The 24,223-nt window shown below is 42.5% G+C and carries 22 protein-coding genes and 1 tRNA gene; 7 read left to right on the top strand and 16 right to left on the bottom strand.

The annotated features are described in order from the left end of the window. The first annotated feature begins 58 nt into the window (after nt 1-58). The gene (locus tag ABF487_RS03330; RefSeq protein WP_415634478.1) at nt 59-319 is read left to right on the top strand and encodes a hypothetical protein; all 261 of its coding nucleotides are present in this window, start codon (nt 59-61) and stop codon (nt 317-319) included. 32 nt (nt 320-351) lie between these two features. Here the strand turns inward: ABF487_RS03330 and ABF487_RS03325 are convergent, their stop codons facing one another. After that, the gene (locus tag ABF487_RS03325; protein WP_263778738.1) at nt 352-825 is read right to left on the bottom strand and encodes an S-ribosylhomocysteine lyase; all 474 of its coding nucleotides are present in this window, start codon (nt 823-825) and stop codon (nt 352-354) included. A gap of 351 nt (nt 826-1,176) precedes the next feature. Between ABF487_RS03325 and ABF487_RS03320 the strand changes: the two genes are divergently transcribed. Continuing rightward, nucleotides 1,177-1,464 carry a hypothetical protein gene (locus ABF487_RS03320; RefSeq protein WP_415634477.1) on the top strand — a complete coding sequence of 96 codons (288 nt, stop codon included), beginning with the start codon at nt 1,177-1,179 and terminating at the stop codon, nt 1,462-1,464. A gap of 108 nt (nt 1,465-1,572) precedes the next feature. On the opposite strand, the gene ABF487_RS03315 is transcribed toward ABF487_RS03320, so the two are convergent. Next, nucleotides 1,573-1,656 (bottom strand) — tRNA-Leu (locus ABF487_RS03315). A gap of 97 nt (nt 1,657-1,753) precedes the next feature. Here ABF487_RS03315 and mscL point away from each other — a divergent pair. Together mscL and ABF487_RS03305 are read left to right on the top strand one after the other, a co-directional pair. Further along, a complete protein-coding gene (gene mscL, locus ABF487_RS03310) occupies nt 1,754-2,140 on the top strand; it encodes a large-conductance mechanosensitive channel protein MscL (RefSeq protein WP_263778736.1) in 387 nt (128 codons plus the stop codon). A 154-nt stretch (nt 2,141-2,294) separates the two neighbouring features. Further along, nucleotides 2,295-2,960, top strand: a complete 666-nt coding sequence (locus tag ABF487_RS03305; RefSeq protein WP_028291697.1) for a deoxynucleoside kinase — start codon at nt 2,295-2,297, stop codon at nt 2,958-2,960. A gap of 59 nt (nt 2,961-3,019) precedes the next feature. Here the strand turns inward: ABF487_RS03305 and ABF487_RS03300 are convergent, their stop codons facing one another. From ABF487_RS03300 to metK, 11 genes are all read right to left on the bottom strand, one after another. Further along, nucleotides 3,020-3,856, bottom strand: coding sequence for an undecaprenyl-diphosphate phosphatase (locus ABF487_RS03300; protein WP_415625089.1), 837 nt, complete (start codon nt 3,854-3,856; stop codon nt 3,020-3,022). 9 nt (nt 3,857-3,865) lie between these two features. After that, nucleotides 3,866-5,284 carry a dipeptidase PepV gene (gene pepV / locus ABF487_RS03295; protein ID WP_415634476.1) on the bottom strand — a complete coding sequence of 473 codons (1,419 nt, stop codon included), beginning with the start codon at nt 5,282-5,284 and terminating at the stop codon, nt 3,866-3,868. A 6-nt stretch (nt 5,285-5,290) separates the two neighbouring features. Further along, nucleotides 5,291-6,940 carry a putative polysaccharide biosynthesis protein gene (locus ABF487_RS03290; RefSeq protein WP_415634475.1) on the bottom strand — a complete coding sequence of 550 codons (1,650 nt, stop codon included), beginning with the start codon at nt 6,938-6,940 and terminating at the stop codon, nt 5,291-5,293. 56 nt (nt 6,941-6,996) lie between these two features. Beyond that, nucleotides 6,997-7,917 (bottom strand): ABC transporter ATP-binding protein, encoded by a 921-nt coding sequence (locus ABF487_RS03285; protein WP_263778731.1) that lies wholly within the window; start codon nt 7,915-7,917, stop codon nt 6,997-6,999. Continuing rightward, nucleotides 7,914-9,068 carry an ABC transporter ATP-binding protein gene (locus ABF487_RS03280; protein ID WP_263779259.1) on the bottom strand — a complete coding sequence of 385 codons (1,155 nt, stop codon included), beginning with the start codon at nt 9,066-9,068 and terminating at the stop codon, nt 7,914-7,916. The genes ABF487_RS03285 and ABF487_RS03280 overlap by 4 nt, the downstream gene beginning before the upstream one ends. Before the next feature lie 2 nt (nt 9,069-9,070). Further along, nucleotides 9,071-10,078, bottom strand: coding sequence for an ABC transporter permease (locus ABF487_RS03275; protein ID WP_263778730.1), 1,008 nt, complete (start codon nt 10,076-10,078; stop codon nt 9,071-9,073). Beyond that, complete coding sequence (locus ABF487_RS03270; protein ID WP_263778729.1) at nt 10,078-11,001, bottom strand: ABC transporter permease; 924 nt, start codon at nt 10,999-11,001, stop codon at nt 10,078-10,080. The genes ABF487_RS03275 and ABF487_RS03270 overlap by 1 nt, the downstream gene beginning before the upstream one ends. 66 nt (nt 11,002-11,067) lie before the next feature. After that, on the bottom strand, nt 11,068-12,732 hold the full coding sequence (locus tag ABF487_RS03265) for a peptide ABC transporter substrate-binding protein (RefSeq protein ID WP_263778728.1): 1,665 nt from the start codon (nt 12,730-12,732) through the stop codon (nt 11,068-11,070). Nucleotides 12,733-12,892: 160 nt separating this feature from the next. Next, nucleotides 12,893-14,557, bottom strand: coding sequence for a peptide ABC transporter substrate-binding protein (locus tag ABF487_RS03260; RefSeq protein ID WP_263778727.1), 1,665 nt, complete (start codon nt 14,555-14,557; stop codon nt 12,893-12,895). 230 nt (nt 14,558-14,787) lie between these two features. Beyond that, nucleotides 14,788-17,220 (bottom strand): leucine--tRNA ligase, encoded by a 2,433-nt coding sequence (leuS, locus tag ABF487_RS03255; RefSeq protein WP_415634474.1) that lies wholly within the window; start codon nt 17,218-17,220, stop codon nt 14,788-14,790. 220 nt (nt 17,221-17,440) lie between these two features. Then, nucleotides 17,441-18,607: a methionine adenosyltransferase gene (metK, locus tag ABF487_RS03250; protein WP_415634473.1), complete on the bottom strand. Its 1,167-nt coding sequence runs from the start codon at nt 18,605-18,607 to the stop codon at nt 17,441-17,443. 187 nt (nt 18,608-18,794) lie between these two features. On the opposite strand from metK, the gene ABF487_RS03245 reads away from it, so the two are divergent. Beyond that, nucleotides 18,795-19,598, top strand: coding sequence for a hypothetical protein (locus tag ABF487_RS03245; protein ID WP_263778724.1), 804 nt, complete (start codon nt 18,795-18,797; stop codon nt 19,596-19,598). A gap of 1 nt (nt 19,599) precedes the next feature. On the opposite strand, the gene ABF487_RS03240 is transcribed toward ABF487_RS03245, so the two are convergent. Further along, a complete protein-coding gene (locus tag ABF487_RS03240) occupies nt 19,600-20,421 on the bottom strand; it encodes an HAD-IIB family hydrolase (protein ID WP_263778723.1) in 822 nt (273 codons plus the stop codon). 134 nt (nt 20,422-20,555) lie between these two features. Here ABF487_RS03240 and ABF487_RS03235 point away from each other — a divergent pair, with 134 nt between their 5' ends. Beyond that, a complete protein-coding gene (locus ABF487_RS03235; RefSeq protein WP_263778722.1) occupies nt 20,556-20,807 on the top strand; it encodes a hypothetical protein in 252 nt (83 codons plus the stop codon). Nucleotides 20,808-20,968: 161 nt separating this feature from the next. On the opposite strand, the gene ABF487_RS03230 is transcribed toward ABF487_RS03235, so the two are convergent. Continuing rightward, the gene (locus ABF487_RS03230) at nt 20,969-22,174 is read right to left on the bottom strand and encodes a DNA/RNA non-specific endonuclease (RefSeq protein ID WP_415634472.1); all 1,206 of its coding nucleotides are present in this window, start codon (nt 22,172-22,174) and stop codon (nt 20,969-20,971) included. Nucleotides 22,175-22,238: 64 nt separating this feature from the next. Next, complete coding sequence (locus ABF487_RS03225) at nt 22,239-23,246, bottom strand: YeiH family protein (RefSeq protein WP_415634471.1); 1,008 nt, start codon at nt 23,244-23,246, stop codon at nt 22,239-22,241. 97 nt (nt 23,247-23,343) lie between these two features. Here ABF487_RS03225 and ABF487_RS03220 point away from each other — a divergent pair, with 97 nt between their 5' ends. Next, entirely contained in the window at nt 23,344-24,174 is an 831-nt protein-coding gene (locus ABF487_RS03220) for a LysR substrate-binding domain-containing protein (RefSeq protein WP_415634470.1), read from the top strand. Nucleotides 24,175-24,223 lie beyond the last annotated feature (49 nt).

Here is a 24,223-nt window from a genome sequence, read left to right as displayed (position 1 = left end):
TTGAGTAACCTGCCTTTAACTCTTTTTCAATATAGGCTTTTTACAATGAAATTAGATTATGGGTGCAAAAATTATCAATTCAATAGGAAAAGTTGTTTACGATGCCTCTGATCCAGCTAAACAGATTGCCTATTATAATCTGATCGAGCTATTTACAAATCGTTATCCGGATCAGGACTTAAAGAGCAACTACTTCCCGGATTTTTCTCAAGAGGCCTGTATGCTCAAGTACGCGGACTCGATTGAAAAATATGGTGTACCAGAACTCGTTTCAAAACTACATCGCTTGCAAAAACAAGCTAAAAATAAGACAAAATAAAGCCCTGTACATCGACAGGGCTGGCATTTATCTTAAACAACTTTTCTAACAAAGGGATCAGAGGAAATGCCTTGACTCAAAATGATCTTAGACCATTCTTTGGCGCTATGCAGCGAATGATCCTTGTAATTGCCGCAGGTCTTAGCACTAACGCCTTGAATATCAGAAAACTTGATCTTATCGACAATTTCCTGAAGCGTCGATTTAAGTGCTTTAGCTACCTCTTCGGTCGAATAAGTGTACCAGGAAATCATATGAAATCCCGTGCGGCAGCCAAAGGGTGAAATATCAATAATGCCGTCCAAGCGGTTACGCATTAAATCAGCAAATAAGTGTTCCAAAGTGTGGATACCAGCTGTTTCAATAGCTGTTTCATTTGGCTGTACCAAGCGCAAATCATAATTGGCAACCGTACCGCCATTTGGTCCTTTTTCTTCAGTGATCAAACGCACATATGGTGCTTTGACTTTTGTATGATCCAATGTAAAACTTTCAACTTCTGCCATAAAAACCTCCAATACAGTTAATGCCATTATACAATCTTGACCGTTAAAGAACACCCTTAGGACTGTTGACCTCTGAAAAAAAGAAGTTAATCGACACATAAAAAAACAGCGTTTCATCGCTGCTTTGATTTGGGATTAAAATTTATATATTTTTAAGAAAGTTTTTTCAGCTTGTTTCAGGGGGATTCAATATTTTAAAGGGAGGGTTGTTCCAAGAGTGATTAAATTGCAATCCGCCCTTGGAACACTTTTGATTATTCATGCGGCAGATTAAAAGAAGATTAAGACAGCATAAACTGAAAGTTAAGCACTGAACGCAACGACCATGTATCCTTAATAAGGAGGACAAAAATGTCAATAATCATTAGTTTTTTAATTCTGCTGCTGATTCTTTTTCTCTCTGAAAAATATGCTAAACCCTACAACATCTATATTGATACTGCAGCTATCATTATTTTCCTGCTTATTTTGGTCCTGCGCTTATGGTGGCTGTTTGTGATAATTGGTCTTGTAATTTACATTTGGGCCTATTTTTCCCGCCATCAACGATCTTCCTCGACTGATTATGAGGAGACTTTCGGTTCTGAGCAAGCACCAAAAGATGTTACACCCAAAGATGACGATGATAGCGACAAATAATGAGTCAATTCAGCAAAACACCGATAGATACGGTGCTAGCAATATTCGTGCAATTATAAATAAAAAAACACTGTATTAATTTTCATCAATACAGTGTTTGTCGATGTATGCCCCGAACAGGAGTCGAACCTGCACGAGATTGCTCTCACAGCGACCTGAACGCTGCGCGTCTGCCAATTCCGCCATCGGGGCATTAATACGCGACTTCCTTATTATCGCAAAAAAAAGGACAAAAATTCAATTTTTTTGCTATGATTTTCAAGTAAATTTAATTTTTTAGGAGAAATCGATGTTAAAAGAGTTTAAAGAGTTCATTATTCGCGGCAATGCAATCGATTTAGCGGTTGGCGTTGTTATGGGAGCCGCTTTTACTGCAATTGTTAAATCGATTGTAGATAATTTAATTGGACCGATTATCGCGATTTTTTCTGGCGCTGTTGACCTGTCTGCTTTGAAGTTTTCGATCGGTTCTGCTGTATTCAGATATGGCCAGGTACTGAACGACATTATTAATTTTGTCATTGTTGGACTTGTGATTTTCTTGATCATTAAAGCAATCAACAAGTTCTTCAAGAAAAATACTAAAGAAGCTGTCAAAGAAGATCCCCAATTAAAGCTGCTGACTGAGATTCGTAATGAATTGAAGAAAAGCAATCAAGGTGCGAACAAGGCATAAACACTGTATAAAACTTGTAACATTTTTCAAGCGCTGTTATAGCGCTTTTTGTATATTGCAAAATTAAGTGCGTGGATAAATCCACAGACTTATCCACCCTTTTATGTTCGCCTAGATGATAAATTGAATAAGAAAAAACTGAAAGCGGGGAGATATGGTGATAATAACAGCAGGAATGATTGGTGTTGGAAAAACGACTTTAACAAAATTGATTTCCGACCATTTGGGCACAAAGCCTTTTTACGAACCGGTGGCTGACAACCCCGTGCTGCCTCTTTATTATTCCGATCCGAAACAATACGGTTTTCTTTTACAGATTTATTTTTTGAATCGGCGCTTTAGTATGATTAAGTCCGCCTTAGCGGATGATAACAACGTCTTAGACCGTTCTATTTACGAAGATGCCCTATTCACCGAACAAAATCATTTAGATGGCAACATTTCTGATCAAGAAATGTCTGTTTACAATGAGCTGCTAGACAATATGATGTCCGAATTGCAGGGATTAAAAAAGAAAGCGCCGGACTTAATGGTTTATGCCGACACAGATTTCGACACAATTTTGTATCGTATTAAAAAACGTGCACGCCCTTACGAGCAATTCGAAAACAATCCGTCTTTGCGCGATTACTACCACAAAATGTGGGCTGCCTATAAACAATGGTTTGATGATTTCGATAAGTCACCAAAAATGCGCGTTGATCTCCAGCGCTGGAACTTAGAAGACCCAAAGAATCAAGAAGTCGTTCTTTCAATGATCGATGATAAATTAGCAGAAATTCGCGGTGGGAATCACGGCGCGAGTATAAAAATTGCCTAAACAAAAACAGCCTTGACAGGCTGTTTTTTAATTGCTGATTAATTTTCAATAAAAATGCTTTAGTGAATAACACCCAGAAAACCGAAAATAACCACCACGACGCCCAATATGATTCGATACCAGCCAAATGCCTTAAAATCATGCGTTTGAATGAATTTCAGCAACCATTTAATGACTACGTAGGCGATGACAAATGACACAATCATGCCTACAAGCAATACAGCAATTTGTTCACCAGAAAACATACCATGATCATGCAGATAAGAGCCAATCTTCAGAACTGAAACACCTAACATTGTTGGAATTGATAGAAAGAAAGAAAATTCCGCCGCCGCCTCACGAGAAACACCGATAGACAAGCCCCCTAATATCGTGGCCCCGGAACGCGAAGTACCTGGTATGATACTTAGTACCTGAAACAAACCAATCTTGATGACGTCGCCTAATGTTAAATGCCCAACAGTGCTAACACGCGGCTTGCGATTCTTTTGGAAATTTTCAATCAGAATAAAGGCAATACCATAAAAAATCAGAGCTGCCGAAACAACTTGCCAAGTCATCAAATGCTGGTCCATCCAGTCATTCAGCAAAAAACCAATAACAACCGAAGGAATCACACCCACGACCACTTTGACCCAAGTTGCCCAGATATTAAAACGCTGTTTTTCAGTCTTATCGCTTCCAAACGGCCAGAGTCGACGCCAATAAAGCAGAACAACCGCAATAATGGCACCTAACTGAATCACATATTCAAAAGTCGTGGTGAAAGCTTTATCAGAAGAAAGCTTCACAAATTCATCAACGAGAATTAAATGGCCAGTCGAAGAAATCGGCAAAAACTCTGTGACACCTTCAACGATTCCTAAAATAATCGCTTTTAAAATCTCAAATAACATGTTCTCTCCTTAATCCAGGTTAGCCAACTCATAAATGGCTTGCGCATAAATCGAATCAGCCAGTTTTAAATCATCTATTTCAATATACTCGTTCGCTTGGTGCATGGTTGATTCTCTTTGTGGAAACAGAGCACCGTAACCGACGCCACGTTTCATCAAACGGCCGTATGTACCACCGCCGATTACCTGTTCGTGTCCTTTTTGACCCGTCTGTTCTTCATAAATACGCAGCAGGCTTTTAACCATTGGATCATCAGCAGGTACATAATGCGGCGCTTGAGCAAAACCCTTATTGGCAAATTCTGCCGAAATGCCCACGGGCCGAGTCGAATTGAGTCCTTTCAAAATCGCCGCATTGCTGGTGCTTTTAGGAAAACGGACATTGAGATTGATGTAACTGTCGGCATCTTGCTGAAAACGCATAATGCCGACATTCATCGATAAATCACCCATCAAATCATCATGAGAGGCAATACCTAATTGGCTGCCCTTTGGATCTTGATGGGCAATACCGCCTAGATAAGACAAAAAAGCAGCAGCACTTTCTTTGAAACTATATTGGCTTAAGAAATCTGCTAGATAAGTACCGGCGTTTTCACCATCTTCAGGCCAAGCACCGTGTGCCTGCTTACCATTAACCGTCAAACTGATCTGCTGCCCGTCAATAGCAGCTTGTCCGCTCAAGACAGCGTGCTGTGATAAGAAAATTTGAAAATCCTGCGATACTTTTGATGGGGCTGCGGTCTGAATAGTCGCAATCGCCTTTCCAGGCACCATATTTGTCCGTTCACCAGCCTGAAACTTTAGCAGACGAATGTCTCCAGCATTACTGCCTTGAAAATGAATTTCATACTGTGCCAGCCCTTTTTCACCATTAATGATTGGAAACTCAGCATCGGGCGAAAAACCTAGCAAAGGCGCTGGTTCGTGCTTAAAATAATAATCCATGCAGGTCCAGTCGTTTTCTTCGTCAGTGCCCAAAATAAAGCGGACTTTATGTTTGAGAGGCAATGCAAGGTCACGAACTGTTTTTAGCGCGTGATAGGCAGTCAAAGCTGGGCCTTTATCATCTGAACTGCCGCGGCCATAAAGGCGGCCGTTCTTTTCTACAGCAGTGAAAGCATCCGTTGTCCAGCCGTCTCCGGCAGGCATTTCATCAACATGGGCCAAAAGTGCAATATATTGATCGTCAGCTGATTCAGGTGCGTATTCAACATACCCGACCAAATTAGCCAAATTATGAAATTCAAAACCATCACGTTTTGCAAACTCGCCAAATTTAAGCAGGCCGTCACGCGGTCCAGGACCTAATGGTGCACCATCGGTTGCCCGACTGTCATCTCTGACAGAAACAACAGCAATCAAGCCTTTTAAATCAGCAATCAGTTGAGTCTGATTGGCCTGCACAGCTTCTTTCCAATTAGTCATATCAAGTTAATTCCTTTCTTTAAAAAAACGTGCCGGGATAAAACGCTGTAATAAATCATCGGCAACTTTTAATTTGACCAGCAGCCAGATACCAACTGCGCCGCCTGCTCCAACCGATGGAATCAGAATAATGATCTGAGCGAATCTGGTCAGTGGGAGAAAGCTCTCAAGTCCCGCAACAACTAGCCAAGCAGTAACCAAAACTGCTATCGCAATGAGAACTGTTTTGAATAAATCATCCTGTGTGTCTGTGACATCAACCTGATAAAATCGTTTGATAGTCAAAGACAAATAACAGCAACTGAAAACAAAACCAATTAAAGTACTTAGCATTGCGCCAGTAGCCTGCAGCAAAAAGATCATCGGCAATTGGAAAGCAATCTTCAAAATAAGGCCGTAAAGCAGCGACCTCACCGCTATTCTAGAATGATTCAAGCCTTGGATAATAAAAGCAAGAACTGTAAAAAAACCATAAAAAATCGCAACGACGGCATTCACTCGCAAAAGGCCGACCCCCGCTTGTAGATTTGGGTCGCTCGTTCCGTAAAAAAGAGTATACATAGGCAATGCTACGGCATAAAGACCAAAGGCACTGAGAAACATCGCGACATAAAACAAGCGATAAATATTTTTGATCTGTTTGCGAACGCTCGGCACATCCCGATTGGCATAAGCATTAGAAAGCATAGGCAGACTTGTTTCAGCAATCGCCCCAGCGATGGGCACAATGATCAGCACCAGTTTATTCGCATTCGCATTAAAACGTGCAAACTGCACAATTAATTCTTGGTCAGAAAAGCTGAAGAAACGGTTCATAGCTACAAAAAAAGTATATTGATCAATTAATTGATAAAAAGTGACCGCCGAAGCCACAATAACAAAGGGAATCGATTGTTTGAGAATATGTAGGATCAGCCTGCCAGCCTTAATGTGAATCTTTTTAAGCGACTGCTTGGCCTGCAAAATAAATTGGTTGCGGTGAAGTGAAAAAGCATATAAAAGATATAAGAGCCCCAGCAAAGCGCCCACAAAGGCGGCGAACGTAGACTGTATCACAGCCCCTCGCCAGTTGTCAGCGTTCACGCGCATGACAGCAAAAGTGCCAACCAGCATATAAACAATCCGGGCTAACTGCTCGATAATCTGGCTAATAGCGGACTCCTTCATCATTTGATTCCCTTGAAAAAAGCCGCGGAACATGGACATAATCGGAAAAACAAACACAGCCGGAACCAAAGACCATAATACCGGTGCCAAAGATTGATGCCCAGCAGCTAGGATCGGCGCCAAAAAACCCAAAATCAAAGCTGACAGAATACCTGTCAGCAGTGCCACTTTTAAGCCTTGCCAAAGCAGCCTTAAAGATGTTTGCGCTTCTGAAATGGCGTTGTAGTGCGCCACTAAATTGCTGATTGCTGTCGGAATTCCGGCTGTCGAGATCATCAAAAAGAGTGCATAGATCGTATAGCCCATATTAAACAAGCCATTAGCCTCTGTAGAATATCGGCCGATAATCATTGTCCAAGGAATGATATACAGCGCACCTAAGATACGCGAAAACAAATTGCCAAAACTCAGCCAAGCCGACCCCGCAACCAATTGTTTTTCTAAATTGCCAGCATGAGGTGTTGAAGACTCATGTGATTGTTTTTCCATATTTTCCAAAAGAACAGCTGTTTCCATTCTACTAAAGAAGTGCAATAAAAAAGCAGTTAGTCTTTAGAAAACTCAGCTGCTTCTTCATCAGTCGACAAAACAAAATGTCCAGGATGGATCTCATGCATTGTGCGCGGCTTCCCATCAGTCTCCATTACCGGATCGTAGTCAATCGGCTGCCTAGCTAACTCAACCTCAGGATCCGGAATTGGAATCGCACTAAGCAGGCTTTTTGTATAGGGATGGATCGGATGCCCATAAACTTCATCAGATGTTCCAATTTCCAATATTTTACCCCAGTGCATGACTGCAATCCTATCGGAAATATACTTCACCATCGATAAATCATGTGCAATAAACAAATAAGTGAGCTTTTCTTCCTTTTGGAGTTTCTTCATCAAATTCACCACTTGGGCTTGAATCGAAACATCCAGAGCAGAAATCGGCTCATCAGCAATGATGAACTTCGGCCGCACAGCCAAAGCCCTTGCAATGCCGATTCTTTGACGCTGCCCGCCAGAAAACTCATAAGGATAGCGGCTGGCATGATCCTCGTTTAATCCAACTAATTTTAACAACCGCTCTACTTGAGCGTCTCGATCCGCTTTGTCTTTAGCTAAATGATGAATGTCGATACCCTCGGCAATGATATCTTTCACTTTCATTCTGCCGTTCAGACTCGCTTGCGGGTCCTGGAAAATCATTTGCGCATCTTTACGAAAAGTTTTGGCTTCAGCCGAAGATTGTTTTAAGACATCGTGTCCCTCGAACTTAATTTCACCACTTTGTGGTGTATACAATTTCAGGATAGTGCGTCCGATTGTTGTCTTCCCTGATCCAGACTCACCAACTAATCCAAAAACTTCACCTTCATAAATATCAAAACTGACATTATCAATCGCCTTGACTTCATTGGCCTTTCCAGGATTGAAGGATAATTTTAAATTCTTGACTTCGAGAATTTTTTTGTCCGTCATGCTTGATCCTTTCTGGCTAATTCAGCACCAGGCTTTGGGCTAGCCGTTTCTTTGGCTGTTTTTTTCCTGCCGGGAACACCGAATTTAGAAATTTTAGGGAAATTATCTTTCCCAGCAATTTTCTTCCACTTGGCCCAACGTTTTAAAATGGCTGCTGGCGGGGTCACTTTTGGCGCGCGCTTATCGAGCAGCCAGGTAGCTGCATAATGCGTATCGCTGATTTGGAAAAACGGTGGTTCTTCCTCATAATCAATGTCCAAAGCATACTTATTGCGTGCCGCAAAAGCATCACCCTTGGGCGGATCAAGCAGATCCGGAGGCGTACCAGGAATTGAAGAAAGCTCATCCGTTTCAATATCTGTCGTCGGCATTGAGTCCAAGAGCCCCCATGTATAAGGATGCTGAGGATTATAGAAAATTTCCTGTGTGGTGCCATATTCAACGATTTTACCTGCATACATGACGGCTACCTTATCAGCCATGCCGGCAACAACGCCTAAATCATGCGTAATAAAAATAATCGAAGAATCGATTTCAGACTGAATGCCTTTCATTAAGTGCAGAATCTGTGCCTGAATCGTGACATCAAGGGCCGTCGTTGGTTCATCGGCAATTAAAATGTCTGGGTTGCCGGCCAAGGCAATCGCAATGACGGCACGCTGACGCATCCCGCCAGACCACTGGTGGGGATAATCATCAAAATGTTCAGATGCATTCGGAATACCAACCTGTTCCATTAATTTCAAAGCACGGTCAGCAGCCAATTTATCATCGGCATTTTCGTCATGCAGCAAGATAACTTCCATAATCTGTTTGCCAATCTTCATGGTCGGATCCAAACTGGTCATCGGATCTTGAAAGATCATTGCAATTTCGCCGCCACGCAGTTCCTCAAACTCGTCTTCGTCAAACTTCAGCAAATCCTTTCCCTTATAGAAAATATTACCTGCCGAAATTGTTGCATTACCTGCGTTCAAGCCCATAAGTGTATGTGTAGTAACAGATTTTCCAGACCCGGATTCACCAACAATCGCGAGCGTCTGCCCCTGATATAAATCAAAGGAAACGTCACGAATGGCCCGAACCGTCCCCGCATAGGTATGAAATTCTACAGACAAATTTTTAACTTGTAATATCGGTTTTTCTGGCATCATCAATCCTCACTGCTTTTAGGATCAAAAGCGTCTCTTAAACCATCACCAAATAGGTAGAAAGCCAAAGAAATTAATACTAATACGGTACCGGGAATAAAAATAAGATACGGATAGTACTGCAATTGATCTCGAGCATCATTAATCATGGAACCCAAAGAAGATGTTGGTGGTTGAACACCAAGACCCAAAGCGGATAGAATCGCCTCAGAAGTAATAGACTGTGGGATCGTCATCATCAACTGAACGATGATCGTCGAACTGATATTGGGAATAATATGTTTCAAGGCAATTTTGAAGGGCCTTTCACCTAACACGGTCGCGGCCAGAACATAATCCTGTTCCTTGACCGAAAGAGTTTGGGCACGAATTTGACGCGCCATATTGATCCAGCCGCTTAAAATCAAAGAAATAATAACTGACCAAATGCCGGCACCCAACAGCAAAGTAAACAGCGTCACGATAACAATGAAAGGTACAGAACTCAAAATTTCAATGATACGCTGCAAAACGAGATCGACCCATCCACCTTTCCAAGCTGAATAGACACCATAACTAACACCAATGATTAAATCTCCCAAAGACGAAACCAAAGCAATCGTCAAAGAAATACGCATGCCGACAATCACTCTTTTTGCAATTGAGCGGCCAGTCTGATCAGTTCCTAAGATAAAATTGCGTCCTGCAGGGACATTTTGATCTTCGTAAGGGTCATCGGAACCGTGTTTCCCCTGCCAACCGGGAATCGGCAAACCAGACTTTGGCGGCAGATTTTTATAAATTGAAATTTCATTGGGATTAAAACGATTGGCTTGGTTCTGACTCAAAAATGGAATCATAATAATCGTAAAAACAGAAATCACAATCAGAAACCACATCGAAATAATGGCTGCCTTGTTCTTTTTTAAACGCCGCCATGCATCCTGCCAGAAAGTCAATGATGGTTTTTCAATTTTTTCATTATCAGCACCAGCCTCGATACCGACAACTTGGAAGTTTTCCTCAGCCATTACTTATTTCCTCCAAAACGAATTCTCGGGTCCGCAATCGCAGTCGCAATATCGCCAATTAAAATCATCACCTGAAGCATCACCGTATAGACGATTGTGGTGCCCATGATAACTGGATAATCCTTTGAAGAAATTGAAGCCACAAATTGGTTTCCAATACCAGGGACAGAATAAATTGTCTCAATCAAAGCAGAACCCGTTAGCAGGCCAGCTGTTAAAGGCCCCAGTAGTGTTAGTACTGGAATCAAGGAATTTCGGATAGCATGCTTTAAAATCACCTGCCCCTCATTAAGTCCCTTAGCATAAGCCAACTGGATTTGATCAGAATCTAGGGTCTCTAATGTCTGCGAACGCGTAAAACGAGCAACAAAGGCAATTACGCCCATGCCGAGGGCGAGAGTCGGCAGTACACTGGACATCCATGAATCCCAACCGGTAATCGGAAAAATAGGAAAATCAATCGCAAAGAAGACCATCAGCAGCATCGCCAGCAGAAAATCAGGCAGCGCGGTAAAAATCAACGTCACAACACTGAGACTATAATCTGTAGCAGTATTTTTTCTCATAGCTTGCCAAGTACCAACGTACATGCCTAGAGGAACGCCAATGATAAGAGCTTGAAAGCCTAGCTGCATCGAAACCGGCAGACGCTGGCCGATCATCAGCGAGACACTTTGCCCTGTATTAATGTAAGAAGTACCAAAGTCAAAATGCAGCGCATTCACCAGATACTGCCAGAACTGAACCAGGACAGGCTTATCCAACCCATATTGCCGGCTTAAAGCAGCAATTTGAGAGGCTGAGAGCTTTGGGTTATTAAAGGGGGAACCCGGCATCCAACGCATCATGATAAACGTTAGAGCCGTAACCACAAACACGGTTACCACCATCATTGCTATTCTCTTTAAGATGTATCTTGCCATACCTTCGCCCTTTTTTAAATTCAATATGTAGGAGAAAACCTCTTTGAGGTTTTCTCAAAAACAATGTTATTTAGCCTTACTTGCATTCCAGAAATAATATGGTGCACCAGATGAGAAGTACTGAATACCCTTCACATTAGATTTAGAAAGCGTTGCGGCGTTCATCCAATCAACAGGGTTAACAGCTGCTTGATCATACAGAATCTTTTCTGATCTGATCTCGTTTGAAATACGACTCTTGTTATTCAAAGCAAACTTGACAGATGCATTTTGGATCGTCTGGTCGTATGCCTTATCAGTCCACTTACCATCGTTATTCGGGCCATCAGTCACAAACATATTCAAGAAAGTCTGTGGTTCAGCATAATCAGCACCCCATGCGGTTAAGAGAACATCGAAGTTCTGGTTGATCGCATCCTGCAGACGCTGTTTGAAAGGTACGAACTTTTCTTTAATCGTTAAACCTGGCAACTGCTGCCATGATTGTTGGATCGTATCAACGGTCGGCTTGGTAGTCGAGGAATCAGCCGATGCTTCAACAGTCAACGTGAGTTTGGACATGCCAAGTTCTTTCATTCCTTGGGCAAACAAACGGCGTGCCCTTGCAATATTGTAAGTGTAAGAGGTTGACTTCGCTGCTGCTTTAGCGAAATCGCCATTCGTATCAGTTAACGCCAAGCCTGCCGGCGTCATACCTGTTGCAGCCGTATCCAAGCCTTCAGAGATCGCTTGAGAAATGGAACGGCGATCCGTTGCCAAGTTCAAAGCCTGACGAATCTTCAAGTTGGTCAGTGCTTTAACAGTACCAGTCTGGTTATATTCGATGTAATCTGTCCGAGACTGGTTTTGAATCTTAAAGTCCTTAGCGTTCCGATACTTCTTAATCTGTTCAGGCGTACCGAGTGTTGTCTGATCAAGCTGGCCTTTGTTATAAAGCGCCAGTGAGGCTGTTGGATCCATGATAACTCTGAAATCAACACCATCATTTTTAACAGCTTTAGCATTCCAATAGTTCTTGTTCGGAACCAACTTAAAGCGTTTGTTGGAACCATTCCAACCAACGAAAGTATAAGGACCGCTATAAACTTGACGAGCAGAACTCGTGCCGACCTTCTTGCCCAATGGTGCAACAAACTTCTTGTCTTGAGCGAAGAACACTGGAAAGGCCATCAAGTTTTCAAACTGAGGCATTGGGTGTTCCAAAGTCACAACCAAGGTTGTACTATTTTCAGCTCTAATGCCCAATGAATTCAAATTCTTGTTCTTGCCGGAATTGATCGCATCAGCATTCTTAATGCCTGAATAGATATAAGCATATTGGCTCGCCGTCTTAGGGCTGACCGTGCGACGCCATCCATATACGAAGTCGGATGCTGTCAGCGGATCACCGTTGGACCACTTTAGACCCTTACGCAGATTGAATGTCCAAGTCAAGCCGTCTTTTGAGTGTGACCAAGTCTTTGCCAAACCCGCTGCAGGAGCACCGTTAGCTTTTCTTGAAAGCAGACCTTGCTGCACGTTACCAGCAACTTCAAACGCATATTGATCTGTCATCTGAGACAAATCCTGCGTCGTCATATCAGTGGGCAAATACTCGTTCAAAGTATTCGTACTTGCTGATGATTTACCATTGCGTGTCACGCCATATACAACGCCGCCAATAACGACAACGGCAACGACTGCAGTGACGACAGCCTTCTTACCTGTTGACCATTTTTTCTTTTTTGCCATTAAATTTACTCTCTCCCTTTCAAAATTTTATCTTCCCTTAAAAGTGAAAATAAAATTGCATTATTATATGCGCTATTTTGCTAAAAAATCAAGTCACGAATTGTCAAGATTTAACAATTTAGGAGAATGGAAGCCGATACAACAGGGATTGAGAAATTTTTTACTTTGTCCGATGAGCGTCCATGTAGTAGTAACTGGCACCCGATGAGAAGAAGTGAATGCCTTTAACCTTCGGGTTGTGAAGCTGAGCTGAGTTAACCCAGTAAACAGGGTTAACAGCGGCCTGATCATACAGAATCTTTTCAGACTCGACTTCGTTTGCAATCCGCTTCTTGTTATTCAAAGCATATTTAGCAGATGCATTGGTGATTGTCTGGTCATATTGCTTGTTTGACCAGCCGCCATCATTATTTGGTCCGCCTGTGACAAACAAATTCAAGAATGTCTGGGCTTCAGCATAATCGGCATACCAAGCAGCTAACATCACATCAAAGTTGTGGTTTGTCTGGTCTTGCAGACGCTGCTTAAATGGCACGAGCTTTTCTTTGACGGTCAAGCCAGGCAACTGCTGCCATGCTTGCTGAATCGTATCCAAACTTGGCTTTGCGACTGCAGAATCAGAAGTAGCTTCGATCGTCAGCGTAACGCTTGTTAAGCCTAATTCTTTCATGCCTTGCGCAAACAGTTTCTTGGCTTTAGAGACGTTATACGTGTAGTTAGTACCCTTGGCAGCGGTCTTGGCAAAGTCTGCGCCTGTATCTGTACGCGCTAACCCTGCTGGTGTGATACCAGTTGCGGCTGTATCCAGACCTTCAGAAATAGAGTCAGCAATACCGCTGCGGTCTGTCGCCAAATTCAGAGCCTGACGAATCTTCAAGTTGGTCAGTGCTTTAACTCTGCCAGTCTGGTTGTACTCGATATAGTTCAAACCAGATTGAGGGATAACCTGCAGCGCTTTAGAATTCTTGTACTTTCTGATCTGTTCGGGTGTGCTCAAAGTAACTGAGTCCAGCGAACCTTTGTTGTAAAGAGCCAAAGAAGCCGTTGGATCAGTAATAACACGATAGTTAACGCCATCATTTTTAACCGCTTTAGCATTCCAGTAGTTTTTGTTTGGAACTAACTTAAAGCTCTTATTGGAACCATTCCAACCGACAAAACGGTACGGACCGCTATAGACTTGGCGAGCAGAACTGGTTCCGACCTTCTTGCCCAAAGGTGCTTCAAATTTTTGATCCTGAGCAAAGAACACTGGAAAGGCCATTAAGTTTTCAAACTGCGGCATTGGGTGCTCCAAAGTTACGACCAGTGTCGTCGCACCCTTAGCTGTAATACCCAAAGAACTCAAGTCTTTATTTTTACCAGAATTGATCGCATCAGCATTCTTGATGCCAGAATAGATATAAGCGTACTGGCTGGCCGTCTTAGGGTTAACCGTACGACGCCAAGCATAAACGAAATCACGCGCAGTCAGCGAATCACCGTTTGACCACTTCAAACCCGGACGCAAATGGAATGTCCATGTCAAACCATCTTTTGAATGGGACCAAGTCTTGGCCAAGCCGGCTTTAGGACTGCCGTCAGGATTACGTGATAGTAGTCCTTCTTGTGCGTTTCCAGCGACTTCAAAAGCATAACTATCAGTCATCTGCGACAAATCCTGTGTCGTCATATCGGCACCAAGATATTCGTTAATAACGTTCGTTCCTGTCGCTGACTTGCCATTGCGCGTCACCCCATAAACGACACCGCCAATGACAACAACCGCAACTACGGCTGTAATCCCGACCTTAGCACCAGTCGACATTTTTTTCTTTTTTGCCATTAATAATCTCTCCTCCGCTTCTAATTTCACCATCACAGTGAAAATAAAATTGCGTCATTATATGCGCAGCAAAAGTCGAAAATCAAGTATTATGTCAGCTTTTCTAACAAAAAATACGTACTTTTCGTAGGCAGTTTTGACCTAAAAAGCCCAAAAAGGCAACTGTAACCGCTTAATAAGAAATTATTACAAATAAAAAAGATTCTCATTGAGAATCTTTGACTGCTAGTTTATTTCACGACGATATTAATTATCTTTCCAGGGATTGCAATCACTTTAACGACCTGCTTACCTGCTAATTGTTTTTGAACTTCCGGATCCGCTTGAGCCAGTTCAGCTAACTCCTGAGACGATATTTTGACTGGACTCGTAATTTTAGATCTAACACGCCCATTAATCTGCACAGCCATTTCAATCTGTTCCTCTGCTAAAGCCGAAGAGTCGTAGGCCGGCCAGGCAGCATAGGTAATCGTTGCCTTATGCCCCATTCGCTGCCAAAGTTCTTCGGTTAGGTGCGGTGCAACTGGATTAAGCAATTGTAAAAAGGCATCCATATATTTTTTAGGCAGTTGATCATTTTTAAAACATTCGTTGACAAAGACCATCATTTGCGAAATCGCGGTATTAAAATGCATTGCCGAGTAATCGTCAGTTACTTTTTTAACCGTTTGATTATAAATTTTGTCCAGTTTGCCATTATTTTCATCAACAATCGCAGGATTAATACCTTCTCCGTCATCCGTGAAAATACGCCAAACACGATCCAGATAACGGCGAATACCGGCGAGGCTGTCAGTGTTCCAAGGCTTGGATTGTGTTAATGGTCCCATGAACATCTCATAGACACGTAACGCATCAGCCCCATATTCAGCCACAATATCATCAGGATTGACAACATTTCCCTTGGACTTAGACATTTTTTCATGATTTTCGCCAAGAATCATGCCCTGATTGACTAATTTCTGGAATGGTTCTTTAGTTGGCACAACGCCGATATCATATAAGAATTTATGCCAAAAACGTGCATACAGCAGATGCAAAACAGCATGCTCGGCCCCACCAACGTAAAGGTCAACATTCATCCAATACTTCAGTTTTTCCGGATCCGCTAGTGCTTGATCATTATGCGGATCAATATAGCGCAAGAAATACCAAGAAGAACCGGCCCATTGCGGCATTGTATTGGTCTCCCGGCGGCCCACGACACCGTCTGCACGTGTTACTTTCAGCCATTCCGAATCGTTTGCTAATGGCGATTCGCCATTGCCGGACGGCTTCATTTGTTCTTGATTGAGATGCGGCAGACGCAAAGGCAGCTGGTCTTCGGGAACCAAGGTCTGAGTGCCGTCTTCCCAATGAATCACAGGAATCGGCTCACCCCAATAACGCTGACGCGAAAAAATCCAATCGCGTAGTTTGTAATTAACCTGTCGATGACCAGCTTTGTTTTCCTGCAGCCAATCAATCGCTTTAGCAATGGCACTTTTTTTGTCCAAACCATCTAAAAAACCAGAATTGATATGCAGGCCATCCCCTGTATAGGCTTCTTTTTCAATATCGCCACCGGCAATGACTGCTTTAATTGGCAGCTGAAACTTTTTAGCAAAATCATAATCACGCGTATCATGTGCTGGCACAGCCATAATGGCACCCGTACCATAACTAGAGAGCACGTAATCAGCGATCCAAATTGGTAATTTTTCTCCGTTAATGGGATTAATCCCATAGGCACCCGTGAAGACACCAGTTTTTTCTTTAGACAAATCGGTTCGTTCCAAATCGGACTTGGAGGCAATCTTAGCCTGGTAGGCAGCAACCGCGTCTTTTTGCCCGTCAGTCGTAATTTGTGCAACCAGCGGGCGCTCGGGAGCTAGAACCATATAAGTGGCACCAAAAAGCGTATCGGGTCGAGTCGTGTAAACTTCGACTTGCGTGTTTTCGTGACCATGAACCTTAAAAAACACCGAAGCACCAACCGACTTGCCAATCCAATTACGCTGCTGTTCTTTAATCGCTTCGGGCCAATCCAAATCGTCTAAATCGCTAAGAAGCCGGTCAGCATATTTAGTAATTCTTAAGACCCACTGACGCATAGGCACACGGTAAACAGGATAGCCGCCACGCTCCGTCTTGCCGTCAATGACTTCCTCGTTAGCGACAACACTGCCGCCTCCTGGAAAATCAGGCGCCCAATTAACCATGACTTTGTCCTCGTAGGCCAGGCCTTTTTTATAAAGCTGTTCAAAAATCCATTGAGTCCATTTATAGTATTCGGGATCGGTTGTATTGATTTCACGATCCCAATCATATGAAAAACCCAGCGATTTAATCTGCGTTTTGAAATGTTTGATATTTTCATTTGTAAAATCGGCCGGGTTGTGCCCAGTCTTGATTGCGTATTGTTCAGCCGGCAGGCCAAAAGCATCCCAGCCCATTGGCTGAAGCACGTTAAAGCCCAGCATCCGTTTGAAACGCGCCATAATATCTGTCGCTGTATAAGATTCCGGATGACCAACATGCAGCCCTTGTCCAGATGGATATGGAAACATGTTCATGACATAATATTTTTTCTTGCCGGAACTTTCCGGAGCCGTTTTGAAGGTCTTGTGTTCATCCCAATAGTTTTGCCACTTTTTTTCAATGGTCTTGTGATCGTAGCTCATAAATTCCTCTCTTTTCTCAAATGCCAGACAAAAAAATCCGCCTGTAAATAATCACAGGACGGATTTTCCGCGGTACCACCTGAATTCGCTGACGCGCACTCAATATTTTAATTATTCTACCCTCAGCCGAGTTCGATTTTCGAACATGCAGACTCGCAATAACCGTCTGCTCCCTGTAATGCTTTCAAATCTAATACTGCTAATTGCTTACCATTATAGCTTACTTTTCAATTAAAGCCTTGATTTTGTCAACCTGATCCAATTTTTCCCATGGCAAATCAAGGTCTGAGCGCCCAAAGTGACCAAACGTTGCTGTCTGCAAATAAATTGGCCGGCGTAAATCAAGCTGATTAATAATGGCTAGCGGGCGAAAATCGAACAGCTGATAAATAATTGCGTAAATTTGATCCAGCGATACTTTTTCAGTGCCGAAAGTATCAAGATTAATGGACACCGGCTGTGCGACACCGATCGCATAGCCCACTTGAATTTCTAATTGTTCTGCCAAACCGGCTGCAACCAAATTTTTAGCAACATAACGGGCATAATAAGCACCAGAACGATCCACTTTAGTAGCATCTTTACCAGAAAAGGCACCGCCGCCATGATGTGCAGCACCACCATAAGTATCGACAATAATTTTACGTCCGGTCAAACCCGAATCGGCTTGAGGGCCGCCCAAAGACCAAAGTCCAGCAGGATTAATAAAGAATTTCGTATTTTCATCGACCAGTTCATTAGGCAGAACCGGCGCAATCACATCCTCTGTGATACGTGCACGTAAATCTTCAAGCTCGATACCTTCAATATGCTGAGCTGACAAGACAACTGCAGAAATGCGTTTCGGTTTGCCATCATCCCCGTATTCAACGGAAACTTCGCCTTTGCCATCAGGACGCAAGTAACTGGCAGGACCACCTTTTTGACGGACAATCTTTAATTGTTTCATCAATTTATGTGATAACTGCAAAGCCAAAGGAATATAGTCGCTAGTCTCATTGTCAGCATAACCATAAATAATTCCCTGGTCGCCAGCACCGAGCTGATCAGGATCGTCATCTGCTTGACTAACAGCTTTGGAAATTTCTTTTGATTGTTCGACGATTTGATTGGAAATATTGACTGAATCATATGTAAACCCGAGTTTTGGTTCAACGTAACCAATATTTTTGATCGTTTGAGTCGCGATCTCACGTACATTGACATAAGCCGTGGTCGATAATTCTCCGAAAATCGACACATTACCTGTTGAAACCGTGACTTCAATCGCACTTCTTGCCATCGGATCCTGCTTTAAGACTTCATCTAAGATTGCATCGGCAATTTGGTCAGCAACTTTGTCCGGATGCCCAACGGCAACCGACTCGCTAGTAAAAAATTTTCTCATTATTCAAATTCTCTTTCCAACAAAAACAGACCGCAGGGCCTGTCTAGACCCTATCGTTTACCACAGGGGCACCTTACCAAAGCAGGTTGCCGGCAGATCATCGGGTGGTATCCCTAGCTGCACTCAAAATAGGTTTAACTGTTAATGTTAATTAAAGTGTAGCGAATTTCATTTATAATTGCTAATGATGGACTCGAAGAATTTGCAAAAAAATTTAGCCCACACAGATGCCGCTGCGAGAAGTTCGATGATACCAGCATCCGTGAAAAGCAATCACTTAAAGGGCAGAATATTTCCTCTGTTAATGACTTTATTGGCCTTTAACACGGCTTGGTGGCATTATTCTGATATTAATCTGGACATCAGCCAGTTGTTTGTGAGAAATAGCACCACTTGGCTTATACTCTTGTATACTGTGATGATCGCACTCGCATTTTTTGCAAGTTTTAGTCAAAACAGCTTTAAATTTTCCGGTTTGGTCCTAACTATTTTATCCGGTCTGCCAATCCTGTTCATAGGCAACCGGCTTGATTCTCGTGTTGCCGAGCTGCTGCTGCTCATTTCGGCTTTCCTGCTGCTGCTGCAGATTCATGCCTTTAATTTAAAGTCTGTATACGGTATGCTGGCTTTTTCTTTTATGGCAGGTGCCGCTATCCCGACGGCTATCTTCTGTCTGCAAAATGGCCATGTCAACCGTGCATTTTTGTACTCTTTAATTCCACTCAGCATGACTTTTGCCTTCTTTTTAACGCCGATTTTCGTTCCCAAGGGCTTACTTAAAAGTGTTTTGTCCATGTTAATCGGCCTGGCGTTAATTATTTATACGTTAACAGAAGCTGTGAATGTCTGGTTCTTTTTAAATCTGTTGGTGCTATTGGTCACCTGGGCCATTTTTATTAATCTAAAACTGAAAGCCAAATACCATTTGTCTATTTATCTCACGATGATGTTTCTGTCTATTTTGTTCTTGACAGCACAAATGAGTCTTTGAATCAGTTAGTCATCAGCAACTTGTCAATCATATCCAAAACACCATCATGATTATTGTCCAAATCAGTTTTCAAATTGATTTTTCGATGCATGGATGGATCCGCATTGGTCATCAAATAACCAGCCGGATAATTTTTCAGCATTTCCAAATCATTTTCATTATCACCAAAAGCCACCACTTGATCATCAGATACGCCCCAGCGCTGCTGCAAATATCTGAGTCCGGTGGCTTTATTTGTATTAGCCGCTAAAACGTCCACATTGCCAAAACCTGACCCAGTTGAATGAACCTCGTTGCCAAACACCTGCCGCAATCGACGAACCTGTTTGACCACATCGGCATTTTGCCATAGAAATGTGACCTCAAGAATCTTTTCACCCGCCTCCATCAATTTATCAATCTGTTTGATATCGTGATACCATTCAGAAATTGTCTTGATTAATTCAGGTGTCGCATGGTTGGACACATATGACCGGTATAGGCCGGTCAAAATAACAAAATTACCTTCGGAATCCGGATTTTCAGCATTCCAAGTGATAACCTTCTGAATCTGGTCATCAGATAGAAAGGCCGCATGCACGAGGGTATCCCGGTCGTATGAAGCAGCACCATTGGAAGAAACATAATTTATCTGATAACCGCGCTCTAAAATCGGTTGGAAAATCGACTGAAGATGAGAAAATTTATTTCCGGAAGCCGCAACAAATTTAATATTGCGTTTTTGCATTTCATCCAATTGCTCGCAAAAACGATCAATATCGTAATTCTTATCGTCACTTAAAAAAGTGCCATCCATGTCGCTTGCAATCACTTTTAAATTCATGCACACCTCCAAAAATATATCGAATTATTTTAACACACGAGCTCGCGATTAATAAAAGTGTTCATGAATTAAAAAGTTTTCAGATATTGCCTTTAAGATCGAACATTAGTTCGTATTTATTCTAATATAATAGCATGGACGCAAAAATAATCAGTAACCAAGGCAGAATCATTTACGACGATCAAGATGAGGACAAGCTGATTGCCTATTATCATTTAAATGACTATTTTATGTCGCATCCGATTGGTCGAAAAACTGCAGATGCTTTCTACCCGGACTTCAGCCAGGATTCCTGGATTTTGAAGTATCCAAATATCATTGAACAATATGCACAGCCCGCTTTAGTCAAACGGCTGCACCAGCTCCAGCACAGCAATCCTTCCTAGATCAGCCACAACTATGGTTAGATTGTGCTAATATGATTTTGTAAGCGCTTGCTACTTTGTCGAACAAACACTTACAGCTTCAATTCAATTTAATGCTTGACCCGTAAGAATCAGTTCTAAAACTGTCCCTTCACTTCTTACGGGTTTTTATTTTTTCAAAATTATGGTTCTGTCTTAGAATGCCATTTGTGCTGGTCCAAAGCCTGCTGTTCCGTCATTTGGATGACACGCGATTTATTCGTATTGCTGGGCATGGCATCCTCGCTATACCAATAAACTGACGACTTGCCATTTCCCGTCACATATACAATACGTTGGTGAGGATCGGTAGAGGTATTGGGATTAGCAACTGGTTTGGAAGAAGAAATCACAGCTGCCTGCGAGTGGCCATTTGCTACAGTATTGACTGCCCGGCCGCTTTGATAATCTAATTTTGCGTTCGGACTCTGGTTGTTGAGATATACGAGCCTAGCATCGCCATTGCCTTCCTGCTCTTTTGCTGCATCCAATGTAATAGGCAAGGTTCTGCCTTGATTATCAATACCGACATAAGCCAGACGAACTTGCCGAGGCACCAGCTCATTGCCTTGATAAAGCGGCGTCACTTGATAATCCAGATAATAATCAGGATGCAGGGACAACCAATTATCCAAGCCTTCTTCATAAAAAAGCATCGAGTCAGTATTTTCTACATCGGTACCAACATAGTTGCCAGTATTCAGCCAAGCAGTCTCAGCCACTAAATTCCGTCCCTCATCGTTAAGGCCGGAAAATTGATAACCAACCAAGTGGCCGCGGTTCATTAACCAGGCCATTTTTGTCTGTCCGTCATGACTTCTATAGAAGAAACGATAATTGTGCCAACCCGCAGGATCATAATTTAAATATGGTTCTCTTTTTACAGCCGGTTCGTCACTATTGCGTAATTGAATATGTGAATTGCGTGCACGTCCTAAAGCGTCCAGACTGGCCAATTGGAGTTGTTTTTGATGACGAAAAGACAAAGGCTTTTGGACAAAACCCTGAAAATCGTGGTTTTCATCTTTGACAGCACTGACGGTCGAACTAGCGCTAGAAAATGTCTTCGATGACGCTTGTTTGCTTGCTTGAGACGAAGAAGACACGGTTGAGGAAAAGGCTTTGTCAGATTGATCAGCTTTTTTTCGAACTGTTGTCTGCGAGGGTTTATGTAAAGCTTGATCAGAATGACTGTCCGATAAGGCAGAAAGACTGAAAATAAACAGCAGCAAGCATGCAAAGACAACTAATCCTACATGAATTCGTCGAGCCTTCAATCCCGTTCTAAAAGCGGGCAAACAGCAAAGGCCTAGTACAACAATGGCAAACAGCAATAAAAATAGCATCATTCCCTCTAATAAAAAAATTATGCACTTTTATTAACAATCAAAGCAACAAATAATGTCAAAACATCTAGGCTAAAAGTAATTTAATCAGTAGAATCGCGCAAAGGGCTTGAAAAATCAAGGTCAAAAGACCGTAAGCTAAATACTTCTGTCCAGAAGCTTTAATCGTTTGCCATTTTAAGTTCAAACCAATACCGGCCAAGTTGACAACGCCAAAGAAACTAGAAATAGTCTTAGCACCGTCATTAACAAAATTTGGCAAAGACAGAAAAGAGTTGATTAGGACGAAAACAATAAAAGTCATCACAAACCAAGGGACCGACACTTTTTTAACTGCGTGAACAGCCACCTTTTTTTGTTCGCCTTGATCTTTTTTAGCCGCCATACGAGCAAACACAAAAACAACTACTGACAATAGAATCACGCGCAGCATCTTGAACAATGTCGCAAAAGTCACAACAGTCGGATTCACTAAAGCCGCAGTTCCAACAACTTGTCCGACAGACTGGACCGTTCCGCCAATTAAAGCTGAAATCAACAGATTTTGCTGACCAAACAGTGCCGGACCTAAAACTGGCAGAGCAAATAATAAAATAACCCCGCTCAAGGAAACGGTCGCGACTGCCGTACGCCTTTGATCATCGTCTGCACCAATGGCCGGAGCAACTGAAGCAATCGCACTCGATCCGCAGACAGCATTCCCGCTAGCCATCAGCATGGCTGATTTACTCGGCACTCTAATCAAACGCTGCCCAATCCACATGACAAACAAAATCGTGGCCGTCATCTGCAGCACGATAAAAATAACACCTTGGATTCTTAAAGAAGCAATGGTCCGCAAAGTAACAGTCAGCCCCATCAAAGCAATGCCGATTTCGATTGGATACTTCTCAGCCCATTTCACGCCAGCCGACCATCTTGGCGCTGTAAAAATCGTGTTGCCAACTAGAATACCCAGCAGCATTGCAATTGCTTCAGCTCCCAAATTCGGTAAATAACGAGCCAAGAATCTTGCCGCAACAGACAAAATTAAGGTGAGACAAATACCGCTGATCATATTTCTTTTAATTTTCATAAAAAAACACCAATAGCGTTATTGAAACACGATTGTATCCATTTGTAAAATAAATGTTTATAATGTTTACTATTAAAAATTTTAATGGAAGTGAGCCATGTTTAAACTATTAGAAAGTTTTATTGCCGTTTATGAAACACGAAATTTTTCCAAGGCTGCTGCGGAACTTTTTTTGTCCCAGCCAACGATCAGTGTGCGTATTAGCCGCCTCGAATCCCAATTAGATACAACTTTGTTTGATCGGAAAGGCCATACAGAAATTCAAGCGACAGAAAACGCTAAGCGTTTGTACCCAGCTGCTGTTAAGCTCATAGCAGACTGGCAGGCGGCGCAAAACATGATAGCTGATCATCAGCAGGCGAAGAAACTTTTTAAAATTGCTGCTTCCCATACAACAGCAACAACTCTGCTGCCAATGATTGTACGTGCTTTGATGCCCTATATTGATCAACTACAGCTGGAAATCAGTTTGCATAACTCAGACGATATTTTGGCTATGATAGCTGAACACCAAGCGGACCTTGGATTGATTGAAAAGCCCAGTATTCAAGACGGTGTTTCCCGCCGTGAAATCGCCCGAGACCAATTAGTCCTGGCAGGCAACCTAAAAAGTCCTATCTGGCTGCTGCGAGAACAAGGATCCGGCGTTCTCCATTACACCCAACAATATTTACGCGTGCAAAGTATCATACCGGAGCAAGTGATTCACGTTAAAAGCAACACAATGATCGCAGCGTTGCTGGCAGAAGGCCTGGGAAAATCGATTATTTCAAAAGATACCTTAATTCCAGGCACACCTTTTGTCGATATTGGTGAAGATTTTCATCGCTCTCTCTATCTGCTGACTCCTGAACACGCGCAAAATTCTGAAAATTCAGTCATCATCTCAAAGCTTTTGCGGGCAATACCAGACCATCAATCTCTATAAATGTTGCTTAACTCTCTTTTTTATCATGAAAAGTATGTTTAGAATGGAA

It is taken from the genome of Oenococcus sp., from assembly GCF_047725585.1.
GTDB lineage: Bacteria > Bacillota > Bacilli > Lactobacillales > Lactobacillaceae > Oenococcus > Oenococcus kitaharae_A.
This window is presented reverse-complemented; position numbering and strand designations above follow the sequence as displayed.

Bases quoted from the DNA above. Each gene is read 5' to 3' on its own strand.
- leuS (WP_415634474.1), bottom strand. From the start codon at position 17,220: ATGAGCTACGATCACAAGACCATTGAAAAAAAGTGGCAAAACTATTGG.
- metK (WP_415634473.1), bottom strand. From the start codon at position 18,607: ATGAGAAAATTTTTTACTAGCGAGTCGGTTGCCGTTGGGCATCCGGAC.
- ABF487_RS03245 (WP_263778724.1), top strand. From the start codon at position 18,795: ATGGACTCGAAGAATTTGCAAAAAAATTTAGCCCACACAGATGCCGCT.
- ABF487_RS03230 (WP_415634472.1), bottom strand. From the start codon at position 22,174: ATGATGCTATTTTTATTGCTGTTTGCCATTGTTGTACTAGGCCTTTGC.
- ABF487_RS03300 (WP_415625089.1), bottom strand. From the start codon at position 3,856: ATGTTATTTGAGATTTTAAAAGCGATTATTTTAGGAATCGTTGAAGGT.
- ABF487_RS03280 (WP_263779259.1), bottom strand. From the start codon at position 9,068: ATGCCAGAAAAACCGATATTACAAGTTAAAAATTTGTCTGTAGAATTT.
- mscL (WP_263778736.1), top strand. From the start codon at position 1,754: ATGTTAAAAGAGTTTAAAGAGTTCATTATTCGCGGCAATGCAATCGAT.
- ABF487_RS03265 (WP_263778728.1), bottom strand. From the start codon at position 12,732: ATGGCAAAAAAGAAAAAATGGTCAACAGGTAAGAAGGCTGTCGTCACT.
- ABF487_RS03260 (WP_263778727.1), bottom strand. From the start codon at position 14,557: ATGGCAAAAAAGAAAAAAATGTCGACTGGTGCTAAGGTCGGGATTACA.
- ABF487_RS03275 (WP_263778730.1), bottom strand. From the start codon at position 10,078: ATGGCTGAGGAAAACTTCCAAGTTGTCGGTATCGAGGCTGGTGCTGAT.
- ABF487_RS03330 (WP_415634478.1), top strand. From the start codon at position 59: ATGGGTGCAAAAATTATCAATTCAATAGGAAAAGTTGTTTACGATGCC.
- ABF487_RS03225 (WP_415634471.1), bottom strand. From the start codon at position 23,246: ATGAAAATTAAAAGAAATATGATCAGCGGTATTTGTCTCACCTTAATT.
- ABF487_RS03305 (WP_028291697.1), top strand. From the start codon at position 2,295: ATGGTGATAATAACAGCAGGAATGATTGGTGTTGGAAAAACGACTTTA.
- ABF487_RS03320 (WP_415634477.1), top strand. From the start codon at position 1,177: ATGTCAATAATCATTAGTTTTTTAATTCTGCTGCTGATTCTTTTTCTC.
- ABF487_RS03325 (WP_263778738.1), bottom strand. From the start codon at position 825: ATGGCAGAAGTTGAAAGTTTTACATTGGATCATACAAAAGTCAAAGCA.
- ABF487_RS03270 (WP_263778729.1), bottom strand. From the start codon at position 11,001: ATGGCAAGATACATCTTAAAGAGAATAGCAATGATGGTGGTAACCGTG.
- ABF487_RS03235 (WP_263778722.1), top strand. From the start codon at position 20,556: ATGGACGCAAAAATAATCAGTAACCAAGGCAGAATCATTTACGACGAT.
- ABF487_RS03290 (WP_415634475.1), bottom strand. From the start codon at position 6,940: ATGGAAAAACAATCACATGAGTCTTCAACACCTCATGCTGGCAATTTA.
- ABF487_RS03220 (WP_415634470.1), top strand. From the start codon at position 23,344: ATGTTTAAACTATTAGAAAGTTTTATTGCCGTTTATGAAACACGAAAT.
- pepV (WP_415634476.1), bottom strand. From the start codon at position 5,284: ATGACTAATTGGAAAGAAGCTGTGCAGGCCAATCAGACTCAACTGATT.
- ABF487_RS03240 (WP_263778723.1), bottom strand. From the start codon at position 20,421: ATGAATTTAAAAGTGATTGCAAGCGACATGGATGGCACTTTTTTAAGT.
- ABF487_RS03285 (WP_263778731.1), bottom strand. From the start codon at position 7,917: ATGACGGACAAAAAAATTCTCGAAGTCAAGAATTTAAAATTATCCTTC.